Origin of the sequence: Kitasatospora albolonga (assembly GCA_002082585.1) — a bacterium.
Classification (GTDB): Bacteria; Actinomycetota; Actinomycetes; order Streptomycetales; family Streptomycetaceae; genus Streptomyces; species Streptomyces stephensoniae.
The window spans coordinates 3,699,107-3,725,919 of the sequence record CP020563.1; the positions used below are offsets into that span (position 1 = coordinate 3,699,107).

A 26,813-nucleotide genomic window follows, 5' to 3' on the forward strand; every position below is an offset into this window, starting at 1 on the left:
GTGAGAGAAGTGGGGCACGTGAGACAGGTACTCGTGGTGGAGCAGAACACGGCCGCCGCCGAAACCATGGTGAGCGATCTGCGGCGGCAGGGATTCACCGCCCGCAGCGTCTCCACAGGGGAGCGGGCCCTGCGGGCGCACGGCGACGCGGATCTGGTGCTGTTCTCCCTGGAACTGCCCGATATCGACGGACTGGAATTGTGCCGGTCCCTGCGCGGTGCCGGTGACACGGCCCTGATAGCCGTCACCGCCGCCGACAACGAACTGGAACGGGTGCTCGTCCTGAATGCGGGCGCCGACGACTGTGTGGTGAGAACCTGGGGATTCCGGGAAGTCGGGGCCCGTATCGAGGCGGTCCTGCGCCGCGCCCGGCCCCGGCAGGTCCTTCCCACCGCCATTTCCCTGCGCCATCTCCATATCGATCCGCAGCTGCGGGAAGTACGGCTGCACGACCGGCTCGTCGGCGTCACGTCGAAGGAATTCGAGCTGCTCTACACCCTGGCCGCCACCCCCGAAACGGTCGTGACACGGAAAGAGCTGATGGCCCGGGTCTGGGGAAGCAACTGGGGGCACACCAGCCGCACCATCGACACCCATGTGAGCAGCCTCCGGGCGAAACTCGGCTCCAGCGGCTGGATCATCACGGTCCGGGGCGTCGGCTACCGCATGGGATACGCCTGGCGGATGCCGGAGACGTCCGCCGGGTGAACCGGGGCCCCGGGGCACACACTCCCCGGGGCCCCGCCCTCACACCCCCGCCCCCTCCAGCCGCCGCAGCAGCGGGTGGTGTGCCTCGTCCCTCTCGCCCACCAGCCGCCGCGCCCACCAGGCCGACGCCAGGTTCGAGGTCAGCAGCGTGCGGTGCGGCTCCTGCCGGGCCAGCTCGGTGAGGGCGGCGAGCGTGCCCATGCCCGTACCCGTGAAGAGCAGGGCCGTTCCGGCGGGCAGCTCCCGCTCCCGCAGGCGCCGCAGGACCGTCCCGGTCGTCACCGCGTACGGGTCGTAGCGCGCGTCCCCGTCCGGTGCCGCCGCCTCCTCCGCGGGGACGGACACCACCCCGTCGACCGTCAGCCCGGCCCGCTCCCAGAAGGCGCGGGAGGTGTCGGTGAGCCACGGCTCGTACGGGGACACGAGCGTCAGCCGGGTCGCCCCGAGCGCCTCGCAGGCCGCGAGGATCGCCTGCGTGGAGGAGTACACGGGAAAGCCGGCCCGACCGGAAAGCTCCTCGCAGAAGGCCCGGTCACCGTCCGGTTCCAGCAGGTAGTGCGAGGCGCTGCACGCGACCACGGCGGCGTCCAGCCGCAGCGCGCCGAAGCTGCCGAGCAGCGCGGGCAGCACCTCGTTGTACGTCTCCAGCATGGCCCTGAGCCCGGCCCCCGGAGTGACCGGGAACCGGGCGGTGTACACATTCATTCCGGCGCCGAGCAGATGGTTGAACTCGGGTTCCGCCGTGGGGTTTTCCGGCGGTACGACGACCCCTAGCCGGGGCAGCGAGAAGAGATCCATGGACGCACCGTAGGACGCGCGTCACATCAACGGGTGTTCTCCGTCCGCTATTTGGCACGCTCACACACCCTTCTTGCACTCCTTTTCCTTCCTGACATTCCCTGACACTCCGCAACACAGCCCTGACACCGCAGATATTGCCCTCCCCCGGCCGGGCGGCGAAGGATATGGATCAGCGAAATGCAGGCCCTTTCCGAAAGAAGACCCAGAGACCGGAGGAGCAGCGGAAATGACAGCAGAAGGCCCCGAGAAACTGGAGAGACCGCCCCGGATATCGGACGCGACGCTCCGGGACTCCGCGCACATGGCGGGCGTCGAATTCGGCCCGCAGGACGCCGCCGCCATCGCGGACCTGCTGGTGCGCACGGGCGTCGAGCTCGTCGAGGTGGGCATGGTCTCCGGCCCGGACTCCAAGGACGCCGACCTCGTCCTCGCCACCCACGAGGCCGTCGGCCCCGAGCGCAGCATGACGCTCCTCGTCGTGCGCGACCGCCGTCAGGTCGCCCGCGCGCTGGACGAGGCCGAGCGGCTGGGCGTGCGCCACATCATGTACTCGATCCCCACCTCCGAGCAGCACGCCCAGCTGAAGCTGGACTCGGCGAGCCCCAAGTTCCTCCAGGCGCTGGCCCGTTCGGCTATCCAGCAGGCGAAGGAGCGCGGCTTCCACGTCACGTTCAGCGGTGAGGACGGCGCCCGTACGCCCAAGGAGCGGCTCGTCCCCTATGTGGAGGCGGGGTTCGCGGCGGGGGCCGACCGGTTCCGGCTCGCGGAGACGGTCGCGTACCTCTCGCCCTGGCAGATGCAGGAGGTGATCGCGGACCTCACCGCGATCGACGGCTCCGAGATCGAGATCCACTCGCACAACATGCTGGGCCTGGCCGTCGCCAACTCCCTGGCCGCCGTGCGGGCGGGCGCCCAGTGGATCTCCGCGACCGTCGGCGGCATCGGTGAGCGCGGCGGCAACGCCCCGCTGGCCGAGCTGCTCACCGCGCTGCGCGTCATCCACGGCGACACCCGCTTCGACCTCACGCACCTCACCGAGCTCTCCCGGATCGCCCTGAGCGGTGCCGGTCTCGGGGACGCCTTCCAGTCCGGGCCGACCACCCCGCACGCCTTCGCCTACGAGCTGCCGGGCCAGCTGAGCCACCCGCACGCGTACGAGACACTCCCCGCCGAACTCGTCGGCAACCGGCGCGAGTTGCGCGTCCGCAGCCGCCTCACCACCGCCCTGGTCCGCTGGGCCCTGGACGATGCGGGGCCGGCCGTCGACGTGGACGCCTTCACCGCGTGGCTGGCCGAGCGGCAGGAGCGGGACGGCCGCCCGCTGCTGGACCGGGACACGATCCGCGAGGCCGCCGCCGACTTCCGCCCCGTACCGGCGTAACCCACCCCACCTCTCAACGGAGTTCACGATGTCCACCGCCACCACCCTGACCGGCGTATGCCCCGAGTGCGAGACCGACCTGACCGTCCCCCCGGTCACCCTGGGCGAGACCCTCTCCTGCCCCGAGTGCATCCTGACCCTCCGCGTCGAGGCCGTCGAGGACGGCCGGCTGACGCTGGAGATGGTCGAGGTGCAGCTGCGCGACTGGGGCCAGTGAGATGGGCGCTCCCCGCCCCGGTGCGCCCATCGCTTCCGGCACGCCCGTGGCTTCCGGCACGCCCGTCGCCTCCGTCGGGCTCGTCGCGGACCGGATCGCCTGGGAGGAACGCCTGCTCATCGAGGCGGCCCCGGCGTTCGGCCTCCGGATCGACTGGGTCAACGACGAGTCCCTCTCCCTCGGCCACCCAGACGCCCCCGCGATCAAGGGGTACGACACCCTCCTCGTCCGCAGCCGCAGCTACACCCGGGGCGGGCTGATCGCCACCCTCGCCGAGGCGGCCGGTGTCCCCACGCTCAACACCGCCCGCGCCATCCACGCCTGCGAGAACAAGGCCGCTCTGCGCGCCCTGTTGCAGACGGCGGGCGTGCCGGTCCCCGACCACCGGCTCGTCCTCTCCCGCAAGGACTTCGCCAAGGCCCTGGCCGATCTGCCGCTCCCCCTCGTCCTCAAGCCGGTCTTCGGCGGGATGGGCAAGCGGGTCACGCTGATCCGGCACGCCGACACCGCGCACTCCGTGTACGACTACGTCGAGGATCTGGCCCACGCCTTCGAGCAGGCGAGCCTGGTGGAGCCGTACCTCGGCGGCAGCTCGGTGCGGTGCCTGGTGGTCGGGCGGGAGCTCGTCGGAGCGGCGGAGTTCGAGAGCGGCGGCAGCGACTGGCGCAACAACGCGGCCCTCGGCAACAAGAACCGCGCCATCGCCCACGACCCCGACGTCGTCAAGATCGTCGACGGTGTGGTGGACGTCCTCGGGCCCGGGATCTACGGGATCGACCTCTTCGCCACCCCGGACGGCTACGTCGTCAACGAGGTCAACCACGCCCCCGGCTTCCGGGCGGTGGCCTCCGCCACCGGGGCGGACATCCCCTCGGCCATCGGCCGCTATGTGCAGGAGCTGCTCGCATGATCCGCGCAGGAGTCGTCGGTGCCTCCGGGCTCGCCGGCGGCGAACTCATCCGCCTCATCACCCAACACCCCGACCTGGAGCTGACGTTCCTCGGCGGCTCCTCCAGCGCCGGCCGCCGCCCCTCCGAGCTGCACCCCGGCCTCCGCAACGACCGGGGCCTGACCGTGCAGCCGGTCACCGAGGAGGTCGCGGAGAAGGTCGACGTCCTCTTCCTGGCCACCCCGGCGCCGGTCTCGGCCGAGCTGTCCTCGCTGTTCGCCGACCGCGTTCCGGCGATCGTGGACCTCAGCGGAGCGTTCCGCATCCGTACGCCGGAGCTGCACGACCGCTGGTACCCGAAGGTCAGACGGCGCACCGACCTGGCCGACCGATTCGTCTACGGCGTACCGGAGTTGATCGGCGACCAGCTGAAGGACGCGGCCCTCATCTCGCTGCCCGGCTGCTACGCCACCGCGATCACCCTGGGCCTGGCCCCGCTCACCCTCGGCCTCGGGCTCGACCTGAAGACGGTCGTCGTGGACGGCAAGAGCGGGTCCAGCGGCGGGGGCATCCAGCTGCGCACCTCGGACCTGCACCCGTTCCGGGCCGGGGCCATCGCCCCGTACTCCCCGACCGGGCACCGGCACGCCGCCGAGGTCGGGGACTTCCTGGAGCGGAGCAAGCCCGGCACCATCGGGAACCTGTCCATGTCGGCGTACGGCGTCCCCAACGTACGCGGTCTGCTGACCAGTTCGTACGTGTTCACCGACGAGAAGGTGGACCAGCGCGAGCTGAACCGGGCCTATCTGCGCTTCTACAAGGGGCGCCCGTTCGTCCGGGTGCGGCGGCACAACGAAACGCTGATCCCGGTGCCCGACCCGCAGGTGGTCCTCGGCTCCAACTACGCCGATGTGACGGTCCTGTTGGACGAGGAGGGCGGGCGGATCGTCGTGCTCGCCGCACTCGACAACCTGGTCAAGGGGGCGGCGGGGCAGGCCGTGCAGGTGACGAACCTGCGCTTCGGCCTGCCGGAGGAGACGGGGCTGACGCAGCAGCCGGTGATGCCCGCATGAGCGCATCGCCTTCCACTCCTACGGTGGTCAAGCTCGGCGGCAGCTGCCTGGACGACCTCGACGGCAGCTGGTGGGACGACCTGGCCCGGCACGGCCAGGACAGCCCCCTGGTTCTCGTGCACGGCTGGTCCAAGCCGCTGAAGAAGCTCGACGCCCGCTACAGCGAACCGTCGGCGATCCTGCGCGACCGGTACGGCAACCAGAGCCGGTGGACCACCCCCGAGGTCATCGACGACATCAAGACCGTCAGCGCCGTGCTGGCCGAGGACGTCCTCGGGCGGCTGGAGCGGCGCGGTATCACCGCCGAGCGGCTGCTCGGCAGCGACGGGCTGGTCAGCGCGGGCGAGGGTGAGCGCTGGTGGTGGCGGGAGAAGCAGCTTGTCGAGCTGGAGAACCTCGTCGGCCCGATCACCGGCGTCGACCCGGCCCCGCTGAAGAACCTCCAGCCGGGCCACGCCTATCTGGTCACCCCGCTGGCCCGGAACGCGGCGGGCCGGGAGGTCAACACCGACGCCGACCGGGCCGCCGCCGCGATCGCCGGGGCCACCGGCGCATCCGATCTCGTCCTGGTCACCGATGTCGCCCACCTGCTGATCGACGGCCACCCGGTGAGCCGGATCAGCGCCCGGGAGGCCGCCGCCTTCCGCGACAAGGGGGCGCGGGGCGGTATGCGCAAGAAGCTGCGGGCGGCGGGCGAGGCGCTGGAGCGCGGTGTCGAGCGGGTCGTCATCGGCAGCGCCGCCGTCACGGAGCTGCTGAACGGCACGACAGGCACGTTGATCACCGACGCACACGCCTCCGGGGAAGGAGCGAGCGCATGAGCAGATCCCGATCCCGCGTACTGGTCGTCAACAACGGAACGCTGTCGCTCAAGCAACTACGGGCCCGGTTCGACACATTGGGGTCGGACACGGAGACGGTCGACGCGGCCTCCGTCCCTGCCCGGCTGAACGGCCGCTACCAGGCCATCGTGCTGAGCGGCACCAAGGTGCGCGCGTACGACAGCACGTTCTACAAGCCGCTGATCGACCTGGTCACCACCGCCGACGTGCCGGTCTTCGGTATCTGCGGCGGGATGCAGATCCTCGGCGTCGCGGCCGGCGGCCGGCTCGCCGAGGGGCCGCAGCGGGTCGGCGGCTACGAAGCCCAGGTGGACACGGAGGAGCCGCTCTTCACCTACGTGAAGCCGACGGTAACCGTCTTCCACCGGCACACCCTCTACCTCCAGGAGGCCCCGCCGGGCTACCGCACGATCGGCCGCTCCGAGCACGCGCCCGTGGAGTTCCTGCGCTCGGACGACGGCCGTATCCACGGCGCTCAGGCCCACCTGGAGTTCCGGAAGGACGGCCTGGAGATCCTGCGGGGCTTCGCGCAGCTCTACCAGTGACCCGGGCCCCCTTCCACCGCCCTCCGTCTTCGTACAGAACAAGGACTTCGCCATGAGCGCAGCAGGAGCAGCAGAAGCAGCAGCAGTGCCGGAAGAACCGCAGGACCCCGCCCTCACCGTCCACCTCAACGGCAGCGGCGGCGCCATCAAGGGCTGGGTGGTCATCGACACGCTCGTCGACGGCCTGGCGATGGGCGGCACCCGGATGACCACCGGGGTGAGCGAGGAGGAAGTCGCGGGCCTGGCCCGGGACATGACCGAGAAGTTCACCCTGGCCGGGTTGCGGATCGGCGGCGCCAAGGCCGGGATCGTGGCCGACGCCACGAACTCCGGGGGCGCGGCGCGCGAGGAGACCTTCCGCACCTTCGGCCGCACGGTGAAGCCGCTCCTGCACGGCGGCATCCACCTGGGCATCGACATGGGCGTCACCCCCGCCGACCGGGCCGTCTTCTTCGAGGAGGCGAAGTACGACCCCCGCTACCGGCTCGGCGCCCCCGACATGCCGATCGACTGGCGTACGTACTACGAGCCCCTGATCGACGCCACCGGCCACGGGGTCGGGGTCGCCGCGATCACCGCCCTGGAGGCGAGCGGCCGCACCGAACCGGCCCGGGTCGTCGTGCAGGGCTTCGGCGCGGTGGGCCGGGCGGTGGCGCGGTTCCTGGAGGACCGGGGCCATATCGTCGTCGGCATCGCGGACATCCGGGGCACGATCAGCGCGGACCGGCTGCCGGTGGCCGAACTCGTCGCCATCACCGACCAGTTCGGGGCGATCGACCGCACCCGGCTGCCGCAGGACGTGAAGGTCTCCGCCGAACCGGACGCCTGGCTCGACGTGGACGCCGACATCCTGATCCTGGCCGCGCAGAAGTACGCGATCAACGCCGAGAACGCCCACCGCCTGCGGGCCGGCCTGGTGGTGGAGGGCGCCAACCTCGCCTCCAGCGCGGCGGCCAAGGAGAAGGTCGCCGCCTCCGGGGCCGCCCTGGTCCCGGGCGTGATCGCCAACATCGGCGGCGCGGCCTCCGCCGCCCTGGCCGTCACCCGGGTCGTCCCGTTCGACCTGGCGGCAGAGGCCCGTAAGGCGTGGGTCTTCGACTGGGTCGGCGCTCGGGTCCGGCACAACACCCGTGACCTGCTGGAGATCGCGGCCTCCCGCGCGGGCGACCCGCTGCCGGAGCTGCTCGCGGCCCGCCGGAAGGAGCGCGGATGAGCACGGCGGCGAGGGAGCGGCCGGTCCCGGAGGGGGCGACGGTGTCTGCCGTGGAGGGGGCGAGCGCGCCTGTCCCGGCGGAGGCGACCGCGTCTGCCGCAGAGGGGACAACCGCGTCTGTCCCAGCGGGGGCGACCGCGTCTGTCCCGCCAGGGGCGACCGCGTCTGCCGCAGAGGGGACAACCGCGTCTGTCCCGGCGGAGGCGACCGCGTCCGTCCCGGCGGAGGCGACCGCGTCCGTCCCGGCGGGGCGTGCCGCCGAGTACCGCCGTCGCGGCTGGTGGCGGTCGGAGACCTTCCTCGACGACCTGCGCCGCCAGGCGCAGGAGCGCCCCCACCACCTGGCCATCGCGGGCCGACGCGTGGCGGAGTCCCGTACGGACACCCTCACCTACGCCGAACTGGACCGGCTGACCGACCGGTTCGCGCTGGCCCTGCTCGAACTGGACGTGCGCCGGGGCGACTTCGTCGCCGTCCAGCTGCCCAACCGCTGGGAGATGGTGCCGCTGATCTTCGCCTCGATCCGGGTCGGCGCGGTCATCATCCCGATCTCGCCCATCTGCACGGAGGAGGAGCTGCGCCACCGCCTCGGCCTCACCGGGGCCCGGGTGTGTGTCACCCTCCCGGAGTGGTCAGGCACCCCACTGGCGGAGATCGCCACCCGCCTCAAGGACGAACTTCCCACCCTGGAACATGTGTTGGTGGTCGACGCCCCCCGGCCGCCGACCGGCGCGCTCCCCTTCCACGAGCACTTCGTGGCCGAGGAGCGGGAGGAGCACGAGGGCGCCGCCATCCGGCTGGACGGGCTGGCGCTCGGCGCGGACGATCCGTTCGTGGTGCTGTTCACCTCCGGCACCACGGGCCCGTCCAAGGGGGTGCTGCACAGCCAGAACACGGTCCACTCGGCCGTACGCGGGTACGTCGACGCGTTCGGGGCGGGTGACGGCAAGGACGGCGGGAAGGGCCAGGACTGGGTGGCGGCCGTCTCCACGCCGCTCGTCCACTACTCCGGGTTCGCGCAGGGCGTCCTGGCCGGGGTGATGCTGGGCGGGACCGTCGCCTTCCAGGACGTACGCCGCAACGAGGCGCTGCTCGACCTGGTGGAGCGGTACGGCGCGACCCTCCTGTACGGGCCGCCCGCCACGCTCGCCGATGTGGCCGCCTCCCAGCGGGCCGAGCGGCGGGACACCAGCACGCTGCTCCATGTGGTGATCGGCTCGGCGCCGGTGCTCCAGGAGCTGGCCGACGAGGTCCACGAGACGCTGGGCGCCCGCGCCCACTCGCTCTGGGGCATGTCGGAGAACGGCCCCGTGACCACCACCCGGCCCGAGGACCCGGAGGGGTGGGCGGCGCGGAGCAACGGCCGCGCGATCGAGGCCATGGAGACCCGGATCGAGACCTCGGAGGCGTACGGGAGCGGGGGCGCGGGCGAGGGTGCGTACGGGAACGGGGGCGCGGGGGCCACGGGCACGGTCGGCCGGCTGAAGGTGCGCGGCGCGTCCCTCGCGCTCGGGTACCACCGGCGCCCCGAGGCGTTCGCGGCCGAGCTGGACGAGGACGGCTGGTTCGACACGGGCGACCTCGCCCGGGACGACGGCCGGGGTGGCATCCGCATCATCGGCCGGGCCCGGGACGCTGTCCTGCGGGACGGGCAGGTGGCGCCGATGACCGAGCTGGAGGCGGTGATCGGCAGCCACCCGAAGGCGACCGAGGCCGCGCTGGTGGGGCTGGAACCGCTGGGCGGGGAGGGCGAGTTGATTGTCGCCGTCGTGGTCCCGCGCGGCGGGGAGGGCCCCACGCTCGACGAGGTCCGCGCCCGGGTCACGGAGGCGGGCCACGACGCCCGCTTCCTGCCCGACCGGGTGGAGCTCGTCCCCGCCCTCCCGAAAACGCTGACCGGAAAAGTCCGCAAGGCGGAGCTGCGGGAACGGTACGCGCCGACGACCGCCTCCACCTGATCCCACCCACCCCCAGCCCTGGAGCCGTCATGCCCGAACCCCCGCCCACCTCGCCGCCTTCGGCACCCGCCCCCGCCCCCGTCCCCATGTCGGCGACCCTCGCCGCCGATGAGGCTCTGGCCCGGCGGCGGCGGGCCGGGGAGCGGGTCCTGTCGATGGCCAGCGGGGAGATCGGCCTGCCCGTCCTCCCCGCGCTCAGGGACCGGCTCGCGGCAGCGGCCGGTGAGAACGCGTACGGCTCCGTCGCCGGAAGTCCCGCCCTCCGTACGGCCGTTGCCGGGTACTGGGAGCGGCGCGGGCTGGCCGTCGACCCGGGGCTCGTCGTGGCGGGCCCGGGGAGCAAGTCGCTTCTCTTCGCCGTGCTCCTGGCCATCGGCGGGGACGTGATCGTGCCGGTGCCGAGCTGGGTGAGCTACGCGGCCCAGGCCCGGCTGGCGGGGGCGCGGCCCGTCCCCGTACCGATCCTGCCGGGGCAGGGCGGGGTGCCCGATCCGGACCGGCTGCGGGAGGCGGTCGCCGACGCGCGGGCCGCCGGGCAGAACCCCCGGGCCGTGGTCGTGACCGTGCCGGACAACCCGACCGGCACGGTCGCCTCGGCCGCCACCGTACGGCGGCTGGCGGCGGCGGCCCGCGAACTGGACCTCGTCATCGTCTCCGACGAGATCTACGGCGACCTGGTGTACGCGGGCTCCGACCCGGCCGTGTCCCCGGCCCTGCACGCGCCGGAGCGGACCGTCGTCACCACCGGTCTGACCAAGAACCTGGCGCTCGGCGGCTGGCGTACGGGGGTGGCCCGGCTGCCCGACAGCGCGCCGGGGCGCGCCCTGCACACCCGGCTGGTCGCGGTCGCCAGCCAGATCTGGTCGAGCCCGCCCGCTCCGGTGCAGACGGCGGCGGCGTACGCGTTCGGGGAGCCGCCGGAGGTCGTCGAGCGCGTCGCGGCGAGCCGGCGGCTGCACGAGAAGGTGGTGCGCGCGGTCGCCGCCCGCTTCACCGCCGTGGGCGCGGAGCTCGCCCCCGTCGCGGCGACCTGCTACCTCTACCCGGACTTCGAGCCCCTGCGGGAGCACCTGGCGGCCGCGCACGGCGTGCACGACGGCGACGGTCTGGCCGCGCTGTTCTCGGAGCGGTACGGGGTCGGCGTCCTGCCCGCGAGCGCGTTCGGGGAGCCCGGCCGCCCACTGCGCATCCGGGCGGCGACCAGCCACTTCTACGGCGGGACCGACGTTCGGCGCACGGCGGCGCTGGAGGCGGCGGACCCGCTCGCCCTGCCGTGGATACGGGAGTCGGTCGACCGGGTCGGCGAGGTCCTGGCCGACCTGGCTGGGGCGCGGGCCCCCGCCGCTCTCGCCCCGCACCCCTGATCTCACCCGATTCACCGACGTAACGACGAACGAAGGAGCCACCGATGTCCCACTCCCACCTGCCCGTCCTCTTCGAGGCCCTCTACAACGGCGAACGCCACGTCGGCTTCGGCCGCCCCGAGGAGGGCACCGAGCAGACCCTGTACCGGGTGGCGGACGGACAGGTCGCCGCCGCCTTCATCGCCACCGACGGATCGGAGGAGGCGCTGCGGGCCGCGCTCACCGAGGGGGCGGCGACCGTCACCGTCCCGGCCGGGGACCCGGGGCTGCGCCTGCTGCCGCCGCTCCTTCCGCAGGCCACCGGCAACGCCCTGCTGAGCGGTTTCATGGGCACGCACAAGAAGAAGTGGGGCGGCGAAACGGCCCCGGAGGACGGGGAGTTCACCCCGCCCAAGTGGTTCTTCAAGGGGTTCGGCGACTGGGTGCGGCTGCCTGGCGAGGACCTGAACGTGCCCGCCCGCCCGGTCGCCCTCATCGAGGAGCCGGAGGTCGCCCTCGTCTACGTGAACGACGCCGACGGCACCCCGCACTACGCCGGTTACACCTTCGGCAACGACCTGTGCGACATCGGCCTGCACCGCCAGGACCCGGGCTACAACCCGTACTGCAAGCTGTGCGACACCGCCCTCACCCCGTGGCTCTTCCTCGGCCCGCCGCCGCGCACGGTGACCGGCCGGGTCACCATCGTCCGGGACGGGGCGACGGCCTGGGAGGGCCCGTTCGACTGCGGCGACGACGCCCTGTACTACCGGGTGCGGGACATGGCGGACCACCTGTTCACCTTCCCGGCGGTACGGCGGCCGGGGCTGGTCAACTACGTACTCCTGGGTGCCGACGAGGCGAGCTTCCACGACGGGTTCCGGATCGCCGACGGGGACCGGATCGCCATCGACGTGAAGAGCCACGGGGTCGCCTTCGAGAACCGGGTGCGGTACGTCTCCCCCGCCCCGTCCACCACACCCCCGGCCGCCCCGGCCCCCGCCGCGACGGCTCCTGTCACCACGGCATGAACTCCTCATGAAACAGACCGGGTTGACCTGGGCAGACACCACCCCGCCCAGGCACGCTCGGTAGGTCACACCGCCACCCCCCATCCACCACTGCCGGACTTCGCAGGAGGAGACCGCACCGTGCCCGCCACCACCAAGAAACAGGTGCATCTCGCAGCCCAGCTGCCCGGCATCCACAACGTGACCGTCTGGTCGGACCCGCGCTCCGAGAGCCAGATAGCCATCGACTCCTTCGTCCGGCTCGCGCAGACCATCGAGCGCGGGAAGTTCGACTTCTTCTTCCTCGCCGAGGGGCTGCGGCTGCGCGAGCACAAGGGGCAGGTCTACGACCTGGACATCGCGGGGCGCCCGGAGAACCTGACCGTGCTGAGCGCCCTGGCCGCCGTCACCACGCACCTGGGCCTCGCCGCCACGGTCAACGCCACCTTCAACGAGCCGTACGAGGTGGCGCGCCGGTTCGCCACCCTGGACCGGCTCAGCGGCGGACGGGCCGCCTGGAACGTGGTGACCAGCTACGACGCGTTCACCGGGGAGAACTTCCGCCGGGGCGGCTTCCTCCCGGAGGCCGACCGCTACACCCGGGCCGCCGAATTCCTCACGGCGGCACGGGAGTTGTGGGACAGCTGGGGAGAGGGGGACATCAAGGCCAACGCGGCGACGGGTGAGTTCGTCGCCGCCGGGGCCGGCCGCTTCGCCCACCGGGGGCAGCACTTCGACATAGCGGGCCGGTTCACCACCCCGCCCGGCCCGCAGGGGCACCCGGTGATCATCCAGTCCGGGGAGTCCGACGCGGGCCGGGAGTTCGCCGCGTCCGACGCCGAGGTCATCTTCAGCAAGCACAACCGGATCGACGTGGCCCGGGAGTTCTACCGGGACGTGAAGCGCCGCCTGGCCGCGTACGGGCGCAGCCCCGACGACCTGCTGATCCTCCCCACCGCCAACGCGGTCGTGGCGGACACCGACGAGGAGGCGGCAGCGTACGCGGAGGAGATCAGCCGCGAGCTGGTCAGCCCGCAGACCGCGATCGCCCACCTGGAGGCGGTCTGGGGCCGCGACCTCTCCGCGTACGACCCGGACGGGCCGCTCCCCGACATCGAGCCCGAGGACGACGCCCACTTCCTGAAGGGGCACTCCGTCTTCCGCAAGGGCCGGGCGGAGACGGCCCGGCAGTGGCGCAAGCTCGCGGAGGAGCGGAACCTCTCCATCCGGGAGCTGGTCATCGAGGTCGGCGGGCGCCAGACGTTCGTCGGCAGCCCGCAGACGGTCGCGGACGCCATCGACGACTATGTACAGAGCGAGGGCGCCGACGGCTTCGTCCTCGTCCCCCACCTCACGCCCGGCGGGCTGGACGACTTCGTGGACCGGGTGGTGCCGATCCTCCAGGAGAAGGGCGTCCACCGCGACGACTACACCGGCACCACGCTCCGGGACCACCTGGGCCTGTCCGCCGCGCCCCGCCCGGCCGGCTGGGGCGGCCCCGGCCAGCCTCTGCGCACCGGACACGACCAGCCCGGCCGCGATCACACCGTGCGTGACCAGTCCGTGCGCGACGACAAGGAGACCTCCGCATGACCGGCACGAAGGGCGCCCCGAACGGCGCGACCGGCACGACCGGCACCCCGGAAGAGACCGCCCCCGACCTCACCGCCCCGCTCCATCTGGCCGTGGCGCTGGACGGCGCGGGCTGGCACCCGGCGGCCTGGCGCGAGACGGGCGCCCGGCCCGGCGAACTGCTCGACGCCCCCTACTGGGCCGACCTGGTCGCCGAGGCCGAACGCGGTCTGCTCGACTTCGTCACCTTCGAGGACGCCCTCGGCCTCCAGTCCGCCGCCTTCCACCTCCCCGACGACCGCACCGACCAGGTCAGGGGCAGCATCGACGCGGTACTGCTCGCCGCCCACCTCGCCCCGCTCACCACGCACATCGGCCTGGTGCCGACCACCAACATCACCCACACCGAACCGTTCCACCTCGCCATCGGCATCGCCACCCTCGACCACGCGAGCAAGGGCCGGGCCGGCTGGCGCCCGCAGATAGCGTCCCGCGCCTCCGACTCGGCCCACTTCGGCCGCCGCACCACCCCCCAGCTCACCGAGGACGAGGTGGGCGACTCGGAGCTGATCTCCCAGCCGCTGCGCGCGCTCTTCACGGAGGGCGCCGAGGTGGTGGAGGCAGCACGGCGGCTCTGGGACAGCTGGGAGGACGGAGCGGAGATACGGGACGCGGCGACGGGCCGCTTCCTGGACCGCGACAAGGTCCACCACATCGACTTCCAGGGCAGCAACTTCAGTGTGAAGGGCCCCTCGATCACCCCGCGCACCCCCCAGGGCCAGCCGCCGGTGGTGAGCCTCGCGCACGCCACCGTCCCGTACGAGTTCGCCGCGCTCGGCTCCGATGTCGTCGCCATCACCCCGCACGACCGGGCGGGCACGGCGGCGATTCTCGCCCAGGTCGCCGAGGCGGTGGAGCGCACCGGCCGGGACGTGACGGACCGCCCCCTGCGCACCTTCGCCGACCTCATCGTCTTCCTGGACGACGAACCGGGCGCCGCCGCCCGCCGCAAGGCCCGCCTGGACGAGGCGGCCGGAGCCGAACTCGCCTCCGACGCCGAGATCTTCACCGGCACCCCCGCCGAACTGGCCGACCTCCTCCTCGACTGGCGCTCCACCGGTCTGGACGGCTTCCGCCTCCGCCCGGCCGTCCTCCCGCACGACCTCACGGCGATCACCCGGGGCCTGGTCCCGGAGCTGCAACGGCGCGGGGTGTTCCGTACGGCGTACGCATCCACCACCCTGCGCGGCCACCTGGGCCTGGCCCGCCCGGCCAGCCGCTACGCGGCGGCGGGCTGAACGGCCGGGCACGGACCTGGTGGGCCTGGCGCTCGACCGCCGGGCCCACCAGGCTCATCAGCCCCGTCAGGCCCCCGTCGTCGACCCCGGGCGGACGATCATCAGCACGACGACCGTCGCCCAGAGCAGGTTGAATATCCCGGTGGTCATGGCGAGCCGGGCCGCCGCCGACCGCCGCTCGGCCACCGTGAGAACGCCCGCGCCCACCCCCGTACCGCCGGAGCCCTCGCCTTCCCCTTCCCTCTCTTCTTCTCCCAGCAGCTCGCGCTGGCCGGGCAGGACCATGGCCATCAGCACGGCGGCGGCGATGGTCGTCAGCACGATCGACACGAGCAGCCAGGCATCGCCCAGCACCCCCATCTGCGCCCCGGTGGCGAGGCCGAGGACGGGGACGGCGATGCCGACCACCGCGTACCCCCGGCAGAGCCTGTGCAGGAAGGCCGCCGTGCGCAGGTCGTGGTCGTGCGGGCCCTCGCCACCGGGCGCGGGCGGCTTGGCGTAGCGGGGAAACATCGAGGCCGCGACCGTGACCGGCCCGACCGCGAGGATCGACGCCAGAACGTGCAGCGAGAGCAGCAGCTTGGTCACAGGGACCCCTTCTGGATTTTCTGCCAATGGATTGGCTGCCAACATATAGGCCGACGACTCAGGGATAGCACGCCCGGGCCCCTTTAGGTAGGCTGCCTACACATGAGACAGGATGCGGTACGCGGACACCTGGACGGTCTCCTCCTGGCGGTGCTCGAACCGGCCCCGCTGCACGGGTACGCGATCATCACCGCGGTCCAGCAGCGCAGCGGCGGTGCGCTCGAACTGCGGACCGGCACCATCTACCCGGCGCTGAACCGGCTGGAGCGGCTCGGCCTGCTGCGCAGCACCTGGGAGTCGGAGGGCCAACGCAAGCGCCGCTGTTACGCGTTGACGGAGGCGGGCGCGCGCTTCCTGGCGGACGAACGCACGGCCTGGCAGGACTTCACCGCCGCGATCGGCTCGGTCCTCAACCCGGTCGCCCCGCACCCGCACGGGCAGGGCGCATGACGACGGGCAGCCTTCCGCACGAGGGCCGTGCCGGTGGTGACGGCCGTGGCGGCGCCCCTCTCCATGAGCGGGACGGCGGCCGTGACGGCGGAGATGCCGGTGCCCGTGGCAGTGACCCCGTGGAGGAGTACATCAGCGAGCTGGACGCCCTCCTGCGCGGACCCGCCCGGGCGAAGTCCCGCCTGATCGAGGAGGCCCGCGACGGGCTCACGGAGACCGTGGCGGCCCACACGCGCGCAGGCGAGCCGTACGAGCGGGCGGTCCGGCGGGCGGTGGCGGAGTTCGGCTCGGCCCGGGAGCTGGCCGAGAGCTTCCAGCGCGAACTGACCATCGCCCAGGCCCGGCACACCGCCCGCGCCGTCGCCCTCAGCGCCCCCTTCCTGCTCGCGTGCTGGTTCCTGGTGCAGCAACTCGGCGGTCCGCAGGACGCGGCGGTGCCCCGCACCGCGCACCTGCTCGCGACCAACCTGGCCACGGTCGCCGGTGCGGCGGTCCTCCTGGCCGCGGCCACCCTGGCCGCCACCGGCACCCTGGCCCGGCACCTCCCCGTCCCGCACCGGCTGCCCCTCACCGTCGCCTGGACCGGCACCACCGCGAGCGTCTCCATGGCCGTGGCCACCCTGGCCCTCGCCACCGCGTCGGTCCTCGCCGAGAACTGGCCCCTGACAGCGGCCGCCTGCGCGCTGGCCGCCGCCTCCCACGCCCTCGTCGCCGGCTCGGCCCGCGCCTGCCGCCGCTGTGCACGACTGCCGTCGGGAGAGCCCGTCACCCTGTAGGGCCCGCAACCGGGGCGGGGCCGACCGGCCCGTCGCGCGTGTCCCCGTAACAACGACGATCAGCCGGGCCCCCAACCGTAAGGATTCGGGGGATCAGCCGGGCCGCGCAACGGCGAGCACCGGGAGATCAGCCAGGCCCCGCAGCGGCGAGCACCGGGAGATCAGCCGGTCGTGGCGCTCCGGTGCAGGCCGTCCAGGAGCGTCAGCTCGTCCTCGGAGAGCCGCCGGGCTCCGGCGGCCACGTTGGCGGCGAGATGGCCGAGGTCGCCGGTGCCGGGGATGGCCAGCACATGCGGACCCTGGTGCAGGGCCCACGCCAGCCGGATCTGCGCCGGGCTCGCCCCGTGGGCCTCCGCGACGGCCAGCACCTCGGCGGGCTCGGCCGCCGTCGCGCCGGCCTCCGCACCGGCCGCGGCTATCGCGTAGAACGGCACGAACGCGATCCCCTGCTCCCCGCACTCCCGCACGAACGCGTCGTCCTCGGGCCGCACCCCGATCCCGTACCGGTTCTGCACGCAGACCACCGGGGCGATGGCCCGGGCCTCGGCGAGGTGGGCGGGGGTGACGTTGGAGAGGCCCAGATGGCGGATGAGCCCGGCCTCACGCAGGTCGGCCAGAGCACCGAAGCGCTCGGCTATCGACTCCGTACCGACGACCCTCAGGTTCACCACGTCGAGGTGGTCGCGGCCGAGCTGGCGCAGGTTCTCCTCGACCTGGGCGCGCAGTGCGGAGGGCGTGCGGGCGTGCTCCGCCCACTCCCCCGCCCGGTCCCGGGCCGGGCCGACCTTGGTGGTGATCACGAGGTCGTCCGCGTACGGAGCGAGGGCGCTGTTGATCAGCTCGTTGGCGGAGCGCAGCGGGGAGAAGTAGAAGGCCGCCGTGTCGATGTGGTTCACGCCCAGCTCGACGGCCCGGCGCAGCACGGCCAGGGCGGCGGCGCGGTCGCGGGAGACGGCATCGGCCACGAGCGCGGGGCCGGTCTGCGGCAGCCGCATCGTGCCGAAGCCGATGCGGTTGACCGGCAGATCGCCCAGGGTCCAGCGGCCGGACACGGCCGCGGTGATGGTGCCGGTGCCGGTGGTGCTGTCGGTGCCGGTTCCAGTGGTGTCGGTGCGGGTGGTGCTCGCGGGACTTTCGGAGGTCGTGGCGGAAGTCATGTACGAATGATCTCCGCCCAACGACCCCCCGGACCATGGGGTTTCCCCGCCGATTCCCTCTGACGCGCGCCGGCCCCCGAGGCTGCGGGCCTCCTGGGGGCCGGGTCCTGGGGGCAGCCCCCGGGTCACTCCGTCGCGGCGAGCGGACCGTACGCGTCCGGGCGGCGGGTGGTCAGGAACGGGAACAGCTCCAGCCAGTCGCGGCGGGCGTCCAGATCGAGGTCCGCGACCAGGACGGCGGGCTCGTCGCGCGGGGCCTGGGCGAGGACACGGCCGTACGGGTCGACGATGAAGGAACTGCCGTAGAAGGTGAGGCCGTTCTCGGCACCGATGCGGTTCGGGACCACCATGAAGGTGGCGTTGGCGATGGCGTTGCCGGTGATCACCTTCTGCCAGAGCGGCTGGGAGTCGAAGCCGGGGAAGCCGGGCTCGGAGCCGATGGCGGTCGGGTAGACGAGGACGTCGGCCCCGGCGAGCGAGTAGGCGCGGGCCAGCTCGGGGAACCACTGGTCCCAGCAGGTCGGCAGGCCGAACCGGGCCTCGTCCACCGTGACCAGCGGGAACGCGTCGTCGCCCGCCGGACCGGCCCGGAACCAGTCGTCCTCGTAGTACCCCTCCGTGACCGGGATGTGGGTCTTGCGGGTGCGCTGGGCGAGGGTGCCGTCGGGGGCGACGAGGATCGCGGTGTTGTAGCCGAGGCCGTCGTCCTCGCCGCCGGGCGCGGGGGCCTTCTCGTACAGGGAGGCGTGGACGTACACGCCGTGCTCGCGGGCGGCCTCGGCGGCGAACGTGAAGGTGGGGCCGGTCAGCAGTTCCTCCGGCTCGGCCGGGGCGGGGTGGTCGGCGCGGCGGACGACGGCGAAGTACGGCGAGAGCGTGAGCTCCTGGAGACAGACCACCCGCGCCCCTTCGGCGGCGGCGAGGCGGATGCCCTCCAGCAGGGCGGCGCGGTGCTCGGCGGGATCGCGGTGCCACCGCTGCTGGACGGCCGCGACGCGCAGGGGGGCGCGCTCGGCGGGGCGGGTCCGGGTGGGGGAGGCGGGCGGGTTGTACGCGGTGATCAGACGCATGACCAGTTCCAGGGGGCGGGGTGTGGGGCGGAGGAGGGGTGGTGGCTGAGGCCGAGAACGGGAGTGCCGGAACGTTCCGGCACGTCCGAATCTAACTCTGCCGGAACGTTCCGGCAACCCCCCGGCCCGCGCCTCCCCGAACGTCTAGACTTCACCCCCGTGACCCCCCGGACCGTGACCCTGCTCGACGTAGCCCGCGCCGCCGGGGTCTCCAAGAGCACCGCGTCCGACGCCCTCCAGGGCTCGGGGCGCGTCGCGGAGGCCACCCGGGACCGGGTCCGCGCGGTGGCGGAGGAGCTCGGCTACCGGCCCAACAGCGCGGCCCGGCGGCTGCGCCGCTCCAGCACCGGAGCCATCGGGCTGCACCTGCCGCAGACCGCGACCCGGCTGGACTACTACATGAACCTCGCCTTCGGGGCCGTCGCACGCGCCCAGGAGGAGGGTTTCGACGTCATGCTGCTGGCCCCGGCGAGCCTCCCGGGCGCTTCGGGCCCCGGCCGCGCGGGCACATCGGGCGGCGCGGGCGCTTCGAGCGCCTCGGGCGGTACGAGCGGGCCGGTCGCCTCGCGGGTCGACGGGCTGCTCGTGATCGACCCCGAGGTGGGCGACAGCGCCGTACCGGGGCTGCTGGACGCGGGCGTTCCGGTCGTGACCGGCGAGCGCTACCTCGGCCCCGCCGCCGCCCCCAGCGGTGCCGTGATCTGCGACAACGCCGCCTCGCTGACCGCGCTCCTGGACCATGTGACCGAACGCGGCGCCCGCCGCCCCGCCGTCCTCGCCCCCGCGGGCACCTCCGCCTGGGCCACCGCCCTGCGCGCCACGGCAGCCTCCTGGGGCCGGGCCCGCGGGGTGGACGTGACCCTGCGCACCGTGCCGTTCGCCGCGACGCCGGGCGAGGCGGAGGAGACCACGCTGGCCCTGCTGCGCAGTGACCCGGCGGTGGACGCGGTGATCTGCGCCCCGGACGGCGCGGCCCCGGGCGTCCTGCGGGCGGCGGCCACGCTGGGCCGCACGGTCGGCCCAGCTCGTACGGTCGGCACCACGGCCGTCACGAACACCACGGGCCCCACGGACACCACGGCCGTCACAGACACCACAGCCGCCACAGCCCGTACGACCGGCGCCCCCGCACCCCGCACCACCACCACCGCCGCCCCCCTCCTCGTAGCCTCCTGCGTGGACGGCGCCGCCACCCGCACCGCCGGGCCGCCCGTGACGGCGGTGGACCTGCGCCCGGCCGCGTACGGGCGCGCCTGCGCCGAGCTGCTCTGCGACATCCTCGCGGGCCGCACCGCCCCCGACACCGTCCGTCGCCACGCCTGGGCGCTGGAGACCAGGGCCTCCACCGCACCGACCGCCTGACACTCCCCGAGATGCCGCCCCGTCGGGCCCGCTCCCCGGGCACCGTCGGGCAACTCCTCGGACACCCTGGGCCCCATTGTGGCGGGAATGCGCAAGGCATATTCTTCCAGGCGTATCAAAATCTGAACACGGTATCGCCCGCCCGAAGAACCGACAAATAAACGGAATCCTCAGGGAGTGTGTATGTCCACAGCACACCAGGCGCCAGACATCCTGTCACCCGATTTCGAGGCGAATCCCTATCCGGCGTACCGCCTGATGCGCGCCACATCACCCCTCCTGTGGCACGAGGCCACCAAGAGCTATGTGATCTCGCGCTACGAAGATGTCGAGCGCGTCTTCAAGGACAAGAACGGCGAGTTCACCACCGAGAACTACGACTGGCAGATCGAGCCCGTCCACGGACGGACGATCCTCCAGCTCAGCGGGCGTGAGCACGCCGTACGCCGGGCCCTGGTCGCCCCCGCCTTCCGCGGCAGCGACCTGCGGGAGAAGTTCCTCCCCGTCATCGAACGGAATTCACGCGAGCTGATCGACGGGTTCCGCGCCACCGGCTCCGTCGACCTGGTCACCGACTACGCAAGCCGTTTCCCGGTCAATGTGATCGCGGACATGCTGGGTCTGGCCACATCCGACTACGATCGATTCCATGGCTGGTACACGACCGTCATCGCCTTTCTCGGCAATTTGTCGGGCGATCCGGAGGTCACCCGGGCCGGTGAACGGACGCGCGTCGAGTTTGCCGCTTACATGCTGCCGATCATCCAGGAACGGCGGAAGAACCCGGGCGACGACCTGCTGTCCACGTTATGCACCGCCGAGATCGACGGTGTGCGGATGAGCGACGAGGACATCAAGGCGTTCTGCAGCCTGTTGCTCGCCGCAGGTGGCGAGACCACCGACAAGGCGATCGCCAGCATCTTCGCCAACCTGCTGCTCCACCCCGAACAACTGGAGGCGGTCCGCGCCGACCGCACGCTGATCCCCCGGGCCTTCGCCGAGACCCTGCGCTACACCCCGCCGGTCCACATGATCATGCGGCAGGCGGCGACGGACGTGGAGCTCAGCGGCGGCACCGTACCGGCGGGGGCCACCGTCACCTGCCTGATCGGCGCCGCCAACCGCGACGAGAACCGCTACCGCGACCCCGACTCCTTCGACATCTTCCGCACCGACCTGACCACCACGACCGCCTTCTCGGCGGCGGCCGACCATCTCGCCTTCGCACTCGGCCGCCACTTCTGCGTCGGAGCCCTGCTGGCCAAGGCCGAGGTCGAGATCGGTGTCGGCCACCTGCTCGATGCCATGCCCGGCCTGCGGGTGGCCGACGGCTTCGACCCGGTCGAGCACGGCGTCTTCACCCGGGGACCGCAGACCCTGCCGCTCCGCTTCACCCCCGTGCCCCCCGCGTCCCCCACATCCGGCGCGTCCGACTGATCGCGGTGCCGTCGTGCCGTCGGCGGGTGCACCGGAGGCCGAGCCTCCCCACCACCCGCCGACGGCACGATGGCACCACCCGCCGACGGCCTACTGCACCACCGGGCTGAAGCGGACCGGCAGCTCCGCCAGCCCGCGCATCCAGACCGAGGGGCGCCAGGTCAGCTCCGACGGCTCGACCGCCAGCATCACGTCCGGCATGTGCTCCAGCAGCGTCTCCACCGCCGTACGCGCCATCACGTCCGCCAGCAGCGGAGCCGGGTAGGGGCAGCGGTGTTCGCCGCTGCTGAACGACAGGTGCGCGGCGTTCTCGGCACCGACGTACGCGTCCGGCCAGAGCAGCGGGTCGGTGTTGGCCGCCGCGAGCCCCAGGACGAGGCAGTCACCGGCCCGGATGTGCCGGCCGCCGAGCTGGGTGTCCCGTACGGCCCAGCGTCCGATGAAGTTCTGGGTCGGGGTGTCCAGCCACAGCACCTCGTTGAGCGCCTCGCCCACGCTGAGCCTGCCGCCCGAGACGTTCACCGCGAACCGTTCGTCCGTCAGCAGCAGCCGCAGCGTGTTGCAGATCCAGTTCGCGGTGGGCTGCTGCGCGGCGGCGATCACCGAGATCAGGTCCTGGACGATCTCCTCGTCCGTGAGGCCCGCCCCGTGCGTCACCATGCGGGAGGTGACGTCGGGTCCGGGTGCCGCCCGCTTGTCCTTGACGAGCTGCCGCAGCCGGTCGCCCACGCGCACGTACGCGGCCACCGGGTCCTCGCCCTCCTCGGCGTCGAGGGAGGTGCGCAGATCGTCCACCAGCCGCCGGGTGTCCTCGCCCTTCACCGGCATTCCGCACATCTGGACCACGGCCCGCATCGGCAGGAGGTGGACGTAACTGCTCATCAGCTCCGTCCGGCCGCTCCCCGCGAACTCCGCGATGAGCTGACGGGCGATCACCTGGCAGTCGCGCGCCAGCTCGAACTGGTCCACGCCCTCCAGCGCCTCGGTGATCACCCCGGCCCTCCGCCGGTGCTCGTCGCCCTCCGTGAAGAGCACCGAGGGCTGGTGGCCGACGAACGGCAGCAGCGGCCAGTCCGGCGGGATGGCGTCCCACTGGTTCCAGCGGCGGGAGTCCCGGGCGAACAGCTCGTCGTGCCCGGTGACGTACGACACCTCGGCGTACCCGAGCACCAGCCAGGCCGGAACGTCCCCGTCCAGCAGTACGGGGGCCACCGCGCCGTGCTCGGCGCGCAGGGAGCGGTACAGCTCCATGGGCGTCTGCTGGTACGTCATCCCGGACAGCCGCACCGCCGTCGCCGCCGCACCGGAGCGGACAGGGCAGCCAGAGGGGGCCGAGGGGGCCGGGGAAGCCGAGGGCGACTCGTAGGAAGGGCCGACGGTGCTCACAGGGTCGCCTCCCGGGCGAGGGCCATCGTGCGGAGGTGGTCGACGAGGGTGATCAGCACGTCCTTGCTGGACTGCCGGACCCGGGCATCACAGTCGACCATCGGAACGTGCCCGGGCAGCGCGAGGGCCTGGCGGATCTCGTCGAGGGAGTACGCGGCCTCGTCGTCGAACCGGTTGACCGCCACCACGAACGGCGTCCCGTGGTGTTCGAGGCGGTCGATCGCGTACCAGGAATCGTCCATCCGGCGGGTGTCCACGAGGACCACCGCGCCCAGCGTCCCGGAGAACAGGCGGTCCCACAGGAACCAGAAGCGCTCCTGGCCCGGCGCGCCGAACAGGTACAGCACCAGGCTCTCGTTGAGGCTGATGCGCCCGAAGTCGAACGCGACCGTGGTGGTCGTCTTGGAGGTACCGCCCCGCATCTCGTCGACGCCGACGCCGGCCTGCGTCATCACCTCTTCGGTGTTCAGCGGCCGGATCTCGCTCACCGAGCGGACCAGGGTGGTCTTGCCGACCCCGAACCCGCCGACCACGACGATCTTCAGGCCGGTGTCGGCCGTGTCGGTGAGCGGTGGGCGCCGGGTGGGCGCCTCATAGGCTCCGGAGACCATGGAGCACCTCCATCAGCAGGGCGGAGTCGGGCAGCGCGGCGGGGGAGTCCGCCGTACGCGGGTGGCGGGCGGTGATCCGGCCCAGGGCGTGCAGGTCGCCGAGCAGGATGCGGACCACGGTGACGGGCAGGGAGAGCTCCGCCGCGATCTCGACCACGGCTGTCGGGTGCCGGCACAGTTCGAGGATCTGCACGTGCTCCGACTGCATCCCCGGCGTCGGCCGGGACTCGCTGACCACGAGGGTGACCAGGTCGAAGGAGTCGTCCGCGCGGCTGCGTCCGCCGGTGACCGTGTAGAGCCGGTCGGGGTCACCCGTGTCGACGGGGCGGCGCGTCATGACGCCGGGCTCCCCGGGGGCACGGCCCGTGGCGCGGCCCGCAGGTGCTCACCGATCTGCTCGACCAGCTCCGTCATCTGGTGGCCCACCACGCTGGGGTCGGCCTCGGCGGTGGCGACGACGGCCAGGTGGGCGCCCTCGCCCGCCTCGACGATGAAGAGCAGCCCGCCGTGGAACTCGGTCATGGAGTGCCGGACGCCTCCGGTGCCGTCGCCGAACTCCATGGAGGCGCCCTGCGCGAGGGCCTGCATGCCCGAGCAGATCGCCGAGAGCTGGTCGGCCTGGTCGAGGGTGAGGTGTTCGGTCCAGCAGAGCTTCAGCCCGTCCCGTGAGAGGGCCAGGGCGTGACGGGTGCCGGGGGTCTGCTCCAGCAGCCGCTGGAGGAGCCAGGTCAGGCTGTTGTCTGTGGTCTGCATGACGGGTGGCGGGCCCGGGGCACCGGGGAGACCGGTCATCGGGCCCGTACCTCCAATCTCGGAAGGTCGAGCGGGGGCGTCCGGGGCGGACGGTGTGGCGTCCGGGGAGCCGGAGGGCGTACGTACGGACGGGGTCGGGGCACGGGCCTGGCCCGCCCCACCCCGCCCCGGTCTACGGAACGGCGGGCGGCGGCGGAGGGAGGGGCGGCGCGGACCGGCGCCCGCGCTGGAAGGCCCCGAACTGCTCGGCGGCGCCGCGTACCGGCGGCTTGGCGCGCATGTCCTCCGCGCCGGCCGTCCGGTCCTGCCCCGGGGCGGGAAGGGAACGGTGGCGGCCGTACCCCCGCTCGGCCTCGCCCATGGTCCGGCCGGGCAGGCGTACGGGCAGACCGTTCGGCGTGGCCCCCGCCGACGGCCGGGCCACCTCCGGCCCGGGCTGCGCGAACGGGGCGGTCTCCCCGGCGGGCATCGGTACGGACACGGGGGCGGGGGCGGGACGGGGATCGGATACGGGATCGGATACGGGAGTGGGGGCGGGAGCGGGCTCGGTTACGGGAGCAGGCCCGGCCTCGGACGCGGATACGGGCGCGGGCGGCGGCGCGGACAGAAACCCGGGCGCGGACGACGGTACAGGCGCGGGCCCGGCCTCGTACGCCGCTGTGGGCAAAGGCGCGGGCGCAGGCGCCGGGGCGGGCGTGGGCGCAGGCGCGGGGACGGAAGCAGACGCCGGGACGGGAGCAGGCGCAGGCGCCGGGGACAGGTGGTTCAGGGCCTGGGCCGGGTCGCGGGCCTCCTGCGCGATCAGATGCCGGGGCAGCAGGACGACCACACCGGTACCGCCACGGGAGGAGGGCCGGTAGTTGACGCTGATGTCGTGCTTGAGGGCGATCCTCCCCACCACGGCCAGCCCGAGCCGGGTCCCCTGCAAGGACACCAGGTCGGTCGTCCGGCCCGCGACGGAGTCGGCGGCGCGGCGCATCGCCGCGTCGGCCATCTTCAGCCCGCTGTCCTCGATGGTGACGACGATGCCCGCGCTGCGCTCCTCGACGTAGACGTGCACCTCGTCGATGGGCGGCGAGAAGTTGGCGGCGTTGTCCATCAGTTCGGCGAGCAGATGCATGACGCCCTCGGCCGCGAAGCCCGAGATGGAGACGGAGGACGAGCAGTGCAGCCGCACCCGCCGGTAGGCGGCGATCCGGCCGACGGCGCCCCGCAGGATGCTCTCCATGACGATCGGCTTGTTCCAGGAGCGGCTGGGCCGGCCGCCCATCAGCAGCGCCAGCCGGTCCGTCATCAGGCCGAGCTGGGAGGTGCTGTGGTCCAGCTTCAGCAGATCGCCGAAGACCTCCTCGCCGTGACGTTCCTGCATGGTGCGCAGGTCGGCGAGCATGCTGACGGACTTCGCCTGGACCCGGCTGAGCGCCTTGGCCGAGGCGGTCTGCGCCGCGAGGGCCCGGCGCTCGCTGAGGGCGAGCTCGCGGACGACCGCTTCGACGGGGGCCCGCAGCGGGGGCCGCTCGGGCAGGGCGACCTCCGCCCGCACCGTACTGCCGGAGTCTCCCTGCCGCAGCCGGGTGACCACCGTGGGCAGGGTCTCGTGGGTGAAGTGCTCCAGCTCGGACGCCACCGAGGCCAGCTCCTGCCGGAGCCGCGCGCACTCCTCCCGCGCCGCCACCGCGTGCTGGACCTCCTCCTCGACCACCCCGGCGAAGGCATCCACGAGCCGCCGCTGCTGCGCGCTCTGCGGCAGGGGGAACCGGCCGAGGGCGTCGGCCGCGCCCCACCCCTCCCGGATCAGCCCGACCAGATGGGGCAGCGTCATATCGGCACAGTGGGCGGCGTCCGCCTCCAGACGGGCCGCCGAGGCTTTGACGCGCTCGGTCTCGGCGGACCGCGCCTCGGCCCGCAACCGCGTCCGCTGGACGGTGCGGTGGGCGACGACCAGGGTCGCGGCCAGCGCCGCCCAGGCGGTGGTGACCACGGCCGAGGCCCAGCCGCGCGCCTCCGGCGGTGCCAGGACCACGGCGGCGCCCGCAGCGGCGGCGTATGTCACCAGCAGTGCGGCCAGGCCCGGCGATATCGCTCTGCTGGGAGTGCTCCCCGGTCGCGGCTGGCTGGGCGGTAATGGCCGTGACATCTATGCGGTCCCTCAGTGCTAGCGAGCAGAAGGTGCGTGACTTCCCTGGGGCGTTGCGGTTCGCAAGGGGCGCGAGGGGAGGGGGAACAGCCCGTCCCCACCAGGGGCGAACTCATCGTAACCATCCCGTCGCACGGAATCAGCGGGCCGGGGGAACAGTCCGGTGGCAGGGCGAGTTTGTCGCGAACCAAGCGGAGCTGTGGGCGAGTTGTGATACGGGGGGCAGAGATTCCGCT

General features: G+C 73.0%; 26 protein-coding genes. 17 read left to right on the forward strand and 9 right to left on the reverse strand.

Going from position 1 to position 26,813, the window contains the following annotated elements:
- Positions 1-9: 9 nt before the first annotated feature.
- Positions 10-708 carry a DNA-binding response regulator gene (locus B7C62_16005; protein ID ARF73593.1) on the forward strand — a complete coding sequence of 233 codons (699 nt, stop codon included), beginning with the start codon at positions 10-12 and terminating at the stop codon, positions 706-708.
- Between the two features lie 39 nt (positions 709-747).
- Here the strand turns inward: B7C62_16005 and B7C62_16010 are convergent, their stop codons facing one another.
- Complete coding sequence (locus B7C62_16010) at positions 748-1,506, reverse strand: arylmalonate decarboxylase (protein ARF73594.1); 759 nt, start codon at positions 1,504-1,506, stop codon at positions 748-750.
- 229 nt (positions 1,507-1,735) lie between these two features.
- Here B7C62_16010 and B7C62_16015 point away from each other — a divergent pair, with 229 nt between their 5' ends.
- The 12 genes from B7C62_16015 (at position 1,736) to B7C62_16070 (ending at position 14,850) form a co-directional block, all read left to right on the forward strand.
- Positions 1,736-2,890, forward strand: coding sequence for an isopropylmalate synthase (locus B7C62_16015; protein ID ARF73595.1), 1,155 nt, complete (start codon positions 1,736-1,738; stop codon positions 2,888-2,890).
- 28 nt (positions 2,891-2,918) lie between these two features.
- Complete coding sequence (locus B7C62_16020; protein ID ARF73596.1) at positions 2,919-3,107, forward strand: lysine biosynthesis protein LysW; 189 nt, start codon at positions 2,919-2,921, stop codon at positions 3,105-3,107.
- 46 nt (positions 3,108-3,153) lie between these two features.
- Entirely contained in the window at positions 3,154-4,017 is an 864-nt protein-coding gene (locus tag B7C62_16025) for a lysine biosynthetic enzyme LysX (protein ID ARF77197.1), read from the forward strand.
- Entirely contained in the window at positions 4,014-5,069 is a 1,056-nt protein-coding gene (locus tag B7C62_16030; protein ARF73597.1) for an N-acetyl-gamma-glutamyl-phosphate reductase, read from the forward strand. Before B7C62_16025 ends, B7C62_16030 begins: the two co-directional genes overlap by 4 nt.
- Positions 5,066-5,890, forward strand: coding sequence for an acetylglutamate kinase (locus tag B7C62_16035; protein ARF73598.1), 825 nt, complete (start codon positions 5,066-5,068; stop codon positions 5,888-5,890). Before B7C62_16030 ends, B7C62_16035 begins: the two co-directional genes overlap by 4 nt.
- Complete coding sequence (locus B7C62_16040) at positions 5,887-6,456, forward strand: GMP synthase (GenBank protein ARF73599.1); 570 nt, start codon at positions 5,887-5,889, stop codon at positions 6,454-6,456. Before B7C62_16035 ends, B7C62_16040 begins: the two co-directional genes overlap by 4 nt.
- A gap of 52 nt (positions 6,457-6,508) precedes the next feature.
- Positions 6,509-7,669, forward strand: coding sequence for a glutamate dehydrogenase (locus tag B7C62_16045; GenBank protein ID ARF73600.1), 1,161 nt, complete (start codon positions 6,509-6,511; stop codon positions 7,667-7,669).
- 50 nt (positions 7,670-7,719) lie between these two features.
- The gene (locus B7C62_16050; protein ID ARF77198.1) at positions 7,720-9,627 is read left to right on the forward strand and encodes an acyl--CoA ligase; all 1,908 of its coding nucleotides are present in this window, start codon (positions 7,720-7,722) and stop codon (positions 9,625-9,627) included.
- A 29-nt stretch (positions 9,628-9,656) separates the two neighbouring features.
- The gene (locus tag B7C62_16055) at positions 9,657-10,991 is read left to right on the forward strand and encodes an aminotransferase (GenBank protein ARF73601.1); all 1,335 of its coding nucleotides are present in this window, start codon (positions 9,657-9,659) and stop codon (positions 10,989-10,991) included.
- A 44-nt stretch (positions 10,992-11,035) separates the two neighbouring features.
- Positions 11,036-12,001 (forward strand): fumarylacetoacetate (FAA) hydrolase, encoded by a 966-nt coding sequence (locus tag B7C62_16060; GenBank protein ID ARF73602.1) that lies wholly within the window; start codon positions 11,036-11,038, stop codon positions 11,999-12,001.
- A gap of 120 nt (positions 12,002-12,121) precedes the next feature.
- Positions 12,122-13,573 carry a F420-dependent methylene-tetrahydromethanopterin reductase gene (locus tag B7C62_16065; GenBank protein ID ARF73603.1) on the forward strand — a complete coding sequence of 484 codons (1,452 nt, stop codon included), beginning with the start codon at positions 12,122-12,124 and terminating at the stop codon, positions 13,571-13,573.
- Positions 13,570-14,850 carry an FMNH2-dependent monooxygenase gene (locus B7C62_16070; protein ID ARF73604.1) on the forward strand — a complete coding sequence of 427 codons (1,281 nt, stop codon included), beginning with the start codon at positions 13,570-13,572 and terminating at the stop codon, positions 14,848-14,850. The genes B7C62_16065 and B7C62_16070 overlap by 4 nt, the downstream gene beginning before the upstream one ends.
- Before the next feature lie 66 nt (positions 14,851-14,916).
- Here B7C62_16070 and B7C62_16075 read toward each other — a convergent pair whose 3' ends face one another.
- Positions 14,917-15,438, reverse strand: a complete 522-nt coding sequence (locus B7C62_16075) for a hypothetical protein (GenBank protein ID ARF73605.1) — start codon at positions 15,436-15,438, stop codon at positions 14,917-14,919.
- A 102-nt stretch (positions 15,439-15,540) separates the two neighbouring features.
- Here B7C62_16075 and B7C62_16080 point away from each other — a divergent pair, with 102 nt between their 5' ends.
- On the forward strand, positions 15,541-15,888 hold the full coding sequence (locus B7C62_16080; protein ID ARF73606.1) for a PadR family transcriptional regulator: 348 nt from the start codon (positions 15,541-15,543) through the stop codon (positions 15,886-15,888).
- 119 nt (positions 15,889-16,007) lie between these two features.
- Complete coding sequence (locus tag B7C62_16085) at positions 16,008-16,664, forward strand: hypothetical protein (protein ARF73607.1); 657 nt, start codon at positions 16,008-16,010, stop codon at positions 16,662-16,664.
- Positions 16,665-16,825: 161 nt separating this feature from the next.
- On the opposite strand, the gene B7C62_16090 is transcribed toward B7C62_16085, so the two are convergent.
- On the reverse strand, positions 16,826-17,821 hold the full coding sequence (locus B7C62_16090) for an aldo/keto reductase (GenBank protein ARF73608.1): 996 nt from the start codon (positions 17,819-17,821) through the stop codon (positions 16,826-16,828).
- Positions 17,822-17,946: 125 nt separating this feature from the next.
- The gene (locus B7C62_16095; GenBank protein ID ARF73609.1) at positions 17,947-18,891 is read right to left on the reverse strand and encodes a hydrolase; all 945 of its coding nucleotides are present in this window, start codon (positions 18,889-18,891) and stop codon (positions 17,947-17,949) included.
- 159 nt (positions 18,892-19,050) lie between these two features.
- On the opposite strand from B7C62_16095, the gene B7C62_16100 reads away from it, so the two are divergent.
- Positions 19,051-20,253: a LacI family transcriptional regulator gene (locus B7C62_16100; protein ARF73610.1), complete on the forward strand. Its 1,203-nt coding sequence runs from the start codon at positions 19,051-19,053 to the stop codon at positions 20,251-20,253.
- Between the two features lie 183 nt (positions 20,254-20,436).
- Positions 20,437-21,690, forward strand: coding sequence for a cytochrome P450 (locus B7C62_16105; GenBank protein ARF73611.1), 1,254 nt, complete (start codon positions 20,437-20,439; stop codon positions 21,688-21,690).
- A 90-nt stretch (positions 21,691-21,780) separates the two neighbouring features.
- Here B7C62_16105 and B7C62_16110 read toward each other — a convergent pair whose 3' ends face one another.
- The 5 genes from B7C62_16110 to B7C62_16130 all read right to left on the reverse strand — a co-directional run bounded on the left by B7C62_16110 (position 21,781) and on the right by B7C62_16130 (position 26,577).
- The gene (locus B7C62_16110) at positions 21,781-23,076 is read right to left on the reverse strand and encodes a cytochrome (protein ID ARF73612.1); all 1,296 of its coding nucleotides are present in this window, start codon (positions 23,074-23,076) and stop codon (positions 21,781-21,783) included.
- Positions 23,073-23,687 carry an ATP-binding protein gene (locus B7C62_16115; protein ARF73613.1) on the reverse strand — a complete coding sequence of 205 codons (615 nt, stop codon included), beginning with the start codon at positions 23,685-23,687 and terminating at the stop codon, positions 23,073-23,075. Before B7C62_16115 ends, B7C62_16110 begins: the two co-directional genes overlap by 4 nt.
- On the reverse strand, positions 23,668-24,024 hold the full coding sequence (locus B7C62_16120; GenBank protein ID ARF73614.1) for a hypothetical protein: 357 nt from the start codon (positions 24,022-24,024) through the stop codon (positions 23,668-23,670). The genes B7C62_16115 and B7C62_16120 overlap by 20 nt, the downstream gene beginning before the upstream one ends.
- Positions 24,021-24,479, reverse strand: a complete 459-nt coding sequence (locus tag B7C62_16125) for a dynein regulation protein LC7 (GenBank protein ARF73615.1) — start codon at positions 24,477-24,479, stop codon at positions 24,021-24,023. The genes B7C62_16120 and B7C62_16125 overlap by 4 nt, the downstream gene beginning before the upstream one ends.
- A gap of 133 nt (positions 24,480-24,612) precedes the next feature.
- Positions 24,613-26,577, reverse strand: coding sequence for an ATP-binding protein (locus tag B7C62_16130; GenBank protein ID ARF73616.1), 1,965 nt, complete (start codon positions 26,575-26,577; stop codon positions 24,613-24,615).
- Positions 26,578-26,813: the final 236 nt, after the last annotated feature.

Excerpts from the sequence above, each read along its gene's own strand:
- B7C62_16010 (ARF73594.1), bottom strand. The coding sequence starts at position 1,506 with ATGGATCTCTTCTCGCTGCCCCGGCTAGGGGTCGTCGTACCGCCGGAA.
- B7C62_16015 (ARF73595.1), top strand. The coding sequence starts at position 1,736 with ATGACAGCAGAAGGCCCCGAGAAACTGGAGAGACCGCCCCGGATATCG.
- B7C62_16020 (ARF73596.1), top strand. The coding sequence starts at position 2,919 with ATGTCCACCGCCACCACCCTGACCGGCGTATGCCCCGAGTGCGAGACC.
- B7C62_16030 (ARF73597.1), top strand. The coding sequence starts at position 4,014 with ATGATCCGCGCAGGAGTCGTCGGTGCCTCCGGGCTCGCCGGCGGCGAA.
- B7C62_16035 (ARF73598.1), top strand. The coding sequence starts at position 5,066 with ATGAGCGCATCGCCTTCCACTCCTACGGTGGTCAAGCTCGGCGGCAGC.
- B7C62_16040 (ARF73599.1), top strand. The coding sequence starts at position 5,887 with ATGAGCAGATCCCGATCCCGCGTACTGGTCGTCAACAACGGAACGCTG.
- B7C62_16045 (ARF73600.1), top strand. The coding sequence starts at position 6,509 with ATGAGCGCAGCAGGAGCAGCAGAAGCAGCAGCAGTGCCGGAAGAACCG.
- B7C62_16055 (ARF73601.1), top strand. The coding sequence starts at position 9,657 with ATGCCCGAACCCCCGCCCACCTCGCCGCCTTCGGCACCCGCCCCCGCC.
- B7C62_16060 (ARF73602.1), top strand. The coding sequence starts at position 11,036 with ATGTCCCACTCCCACCTGCCCGTCCTCTTCGAGGCCCTCTACAACGGC.
- B7C62_16070 (ARF73604.1), top strand. The coding sequence starts at position 13,570 with ATGACCGGCACGAAGGGCGCCCCGAACGGCGCGACCGGCACGACCGGC.
- B7C62_16080 (ARF73606.1), top strand. The coding sequence starts at position 15,541 with ATGAGACAGGATGCGGTACGCGGACACCTGGACGGTCTCCTCCTGGCG.
- B7C62_16090 (ARF73608.1), bottom strand. The coding sequence starts at position 17,821 with ATGACTTCCGCCACGACCTCCGAAAGTCCCGCGAGCACCACCCGCACC.
- B7C62_16095 (ARF73609.1), bottom strand. The coding sequence starts at position 18,891 with ATGCGTCTGATCACCGCGTACAACCCGCCCGCCTCCCCCACCCGGACC.
- B7C62_16105 (ARF73611.1), top strand. The coding sequence starts at position 20,437 with ATGTCCACAGCACACCAGGCGCCAGACATCCTGTCACCCGATTTCGAG.
- B7C62_16115 (ARF73613.1), bottom strand. The coding sequence starts at position 23,687 with ATGGTCTCCGGAGCCTATGAGGCGCCCACCCGGCGCCCACCGCTCACC.
- B7C62_16120 (ARF73614.1), bottom strand. The coding sequence starts at position 24,024 with ATGACGCGCCGCCCCGTCGACACGGGTGACCCCGACCGGCTCTACACG.
- B7C62_16125 (ARF73615.1), bottom strand. The coding sequence starts at position 24,479 with ATGACCGGTCTCCCCGGTGCCCCGGGCCCGCCACCCGTCATGCAGACC.
- B7C62_16130 (ARF73616.1), bottom strand. The coding sequence starts at position 26,577 with ATGTCACGGCCATTACCGCCCAGCCAGCCGCGACCGGGGAGCACTCCC.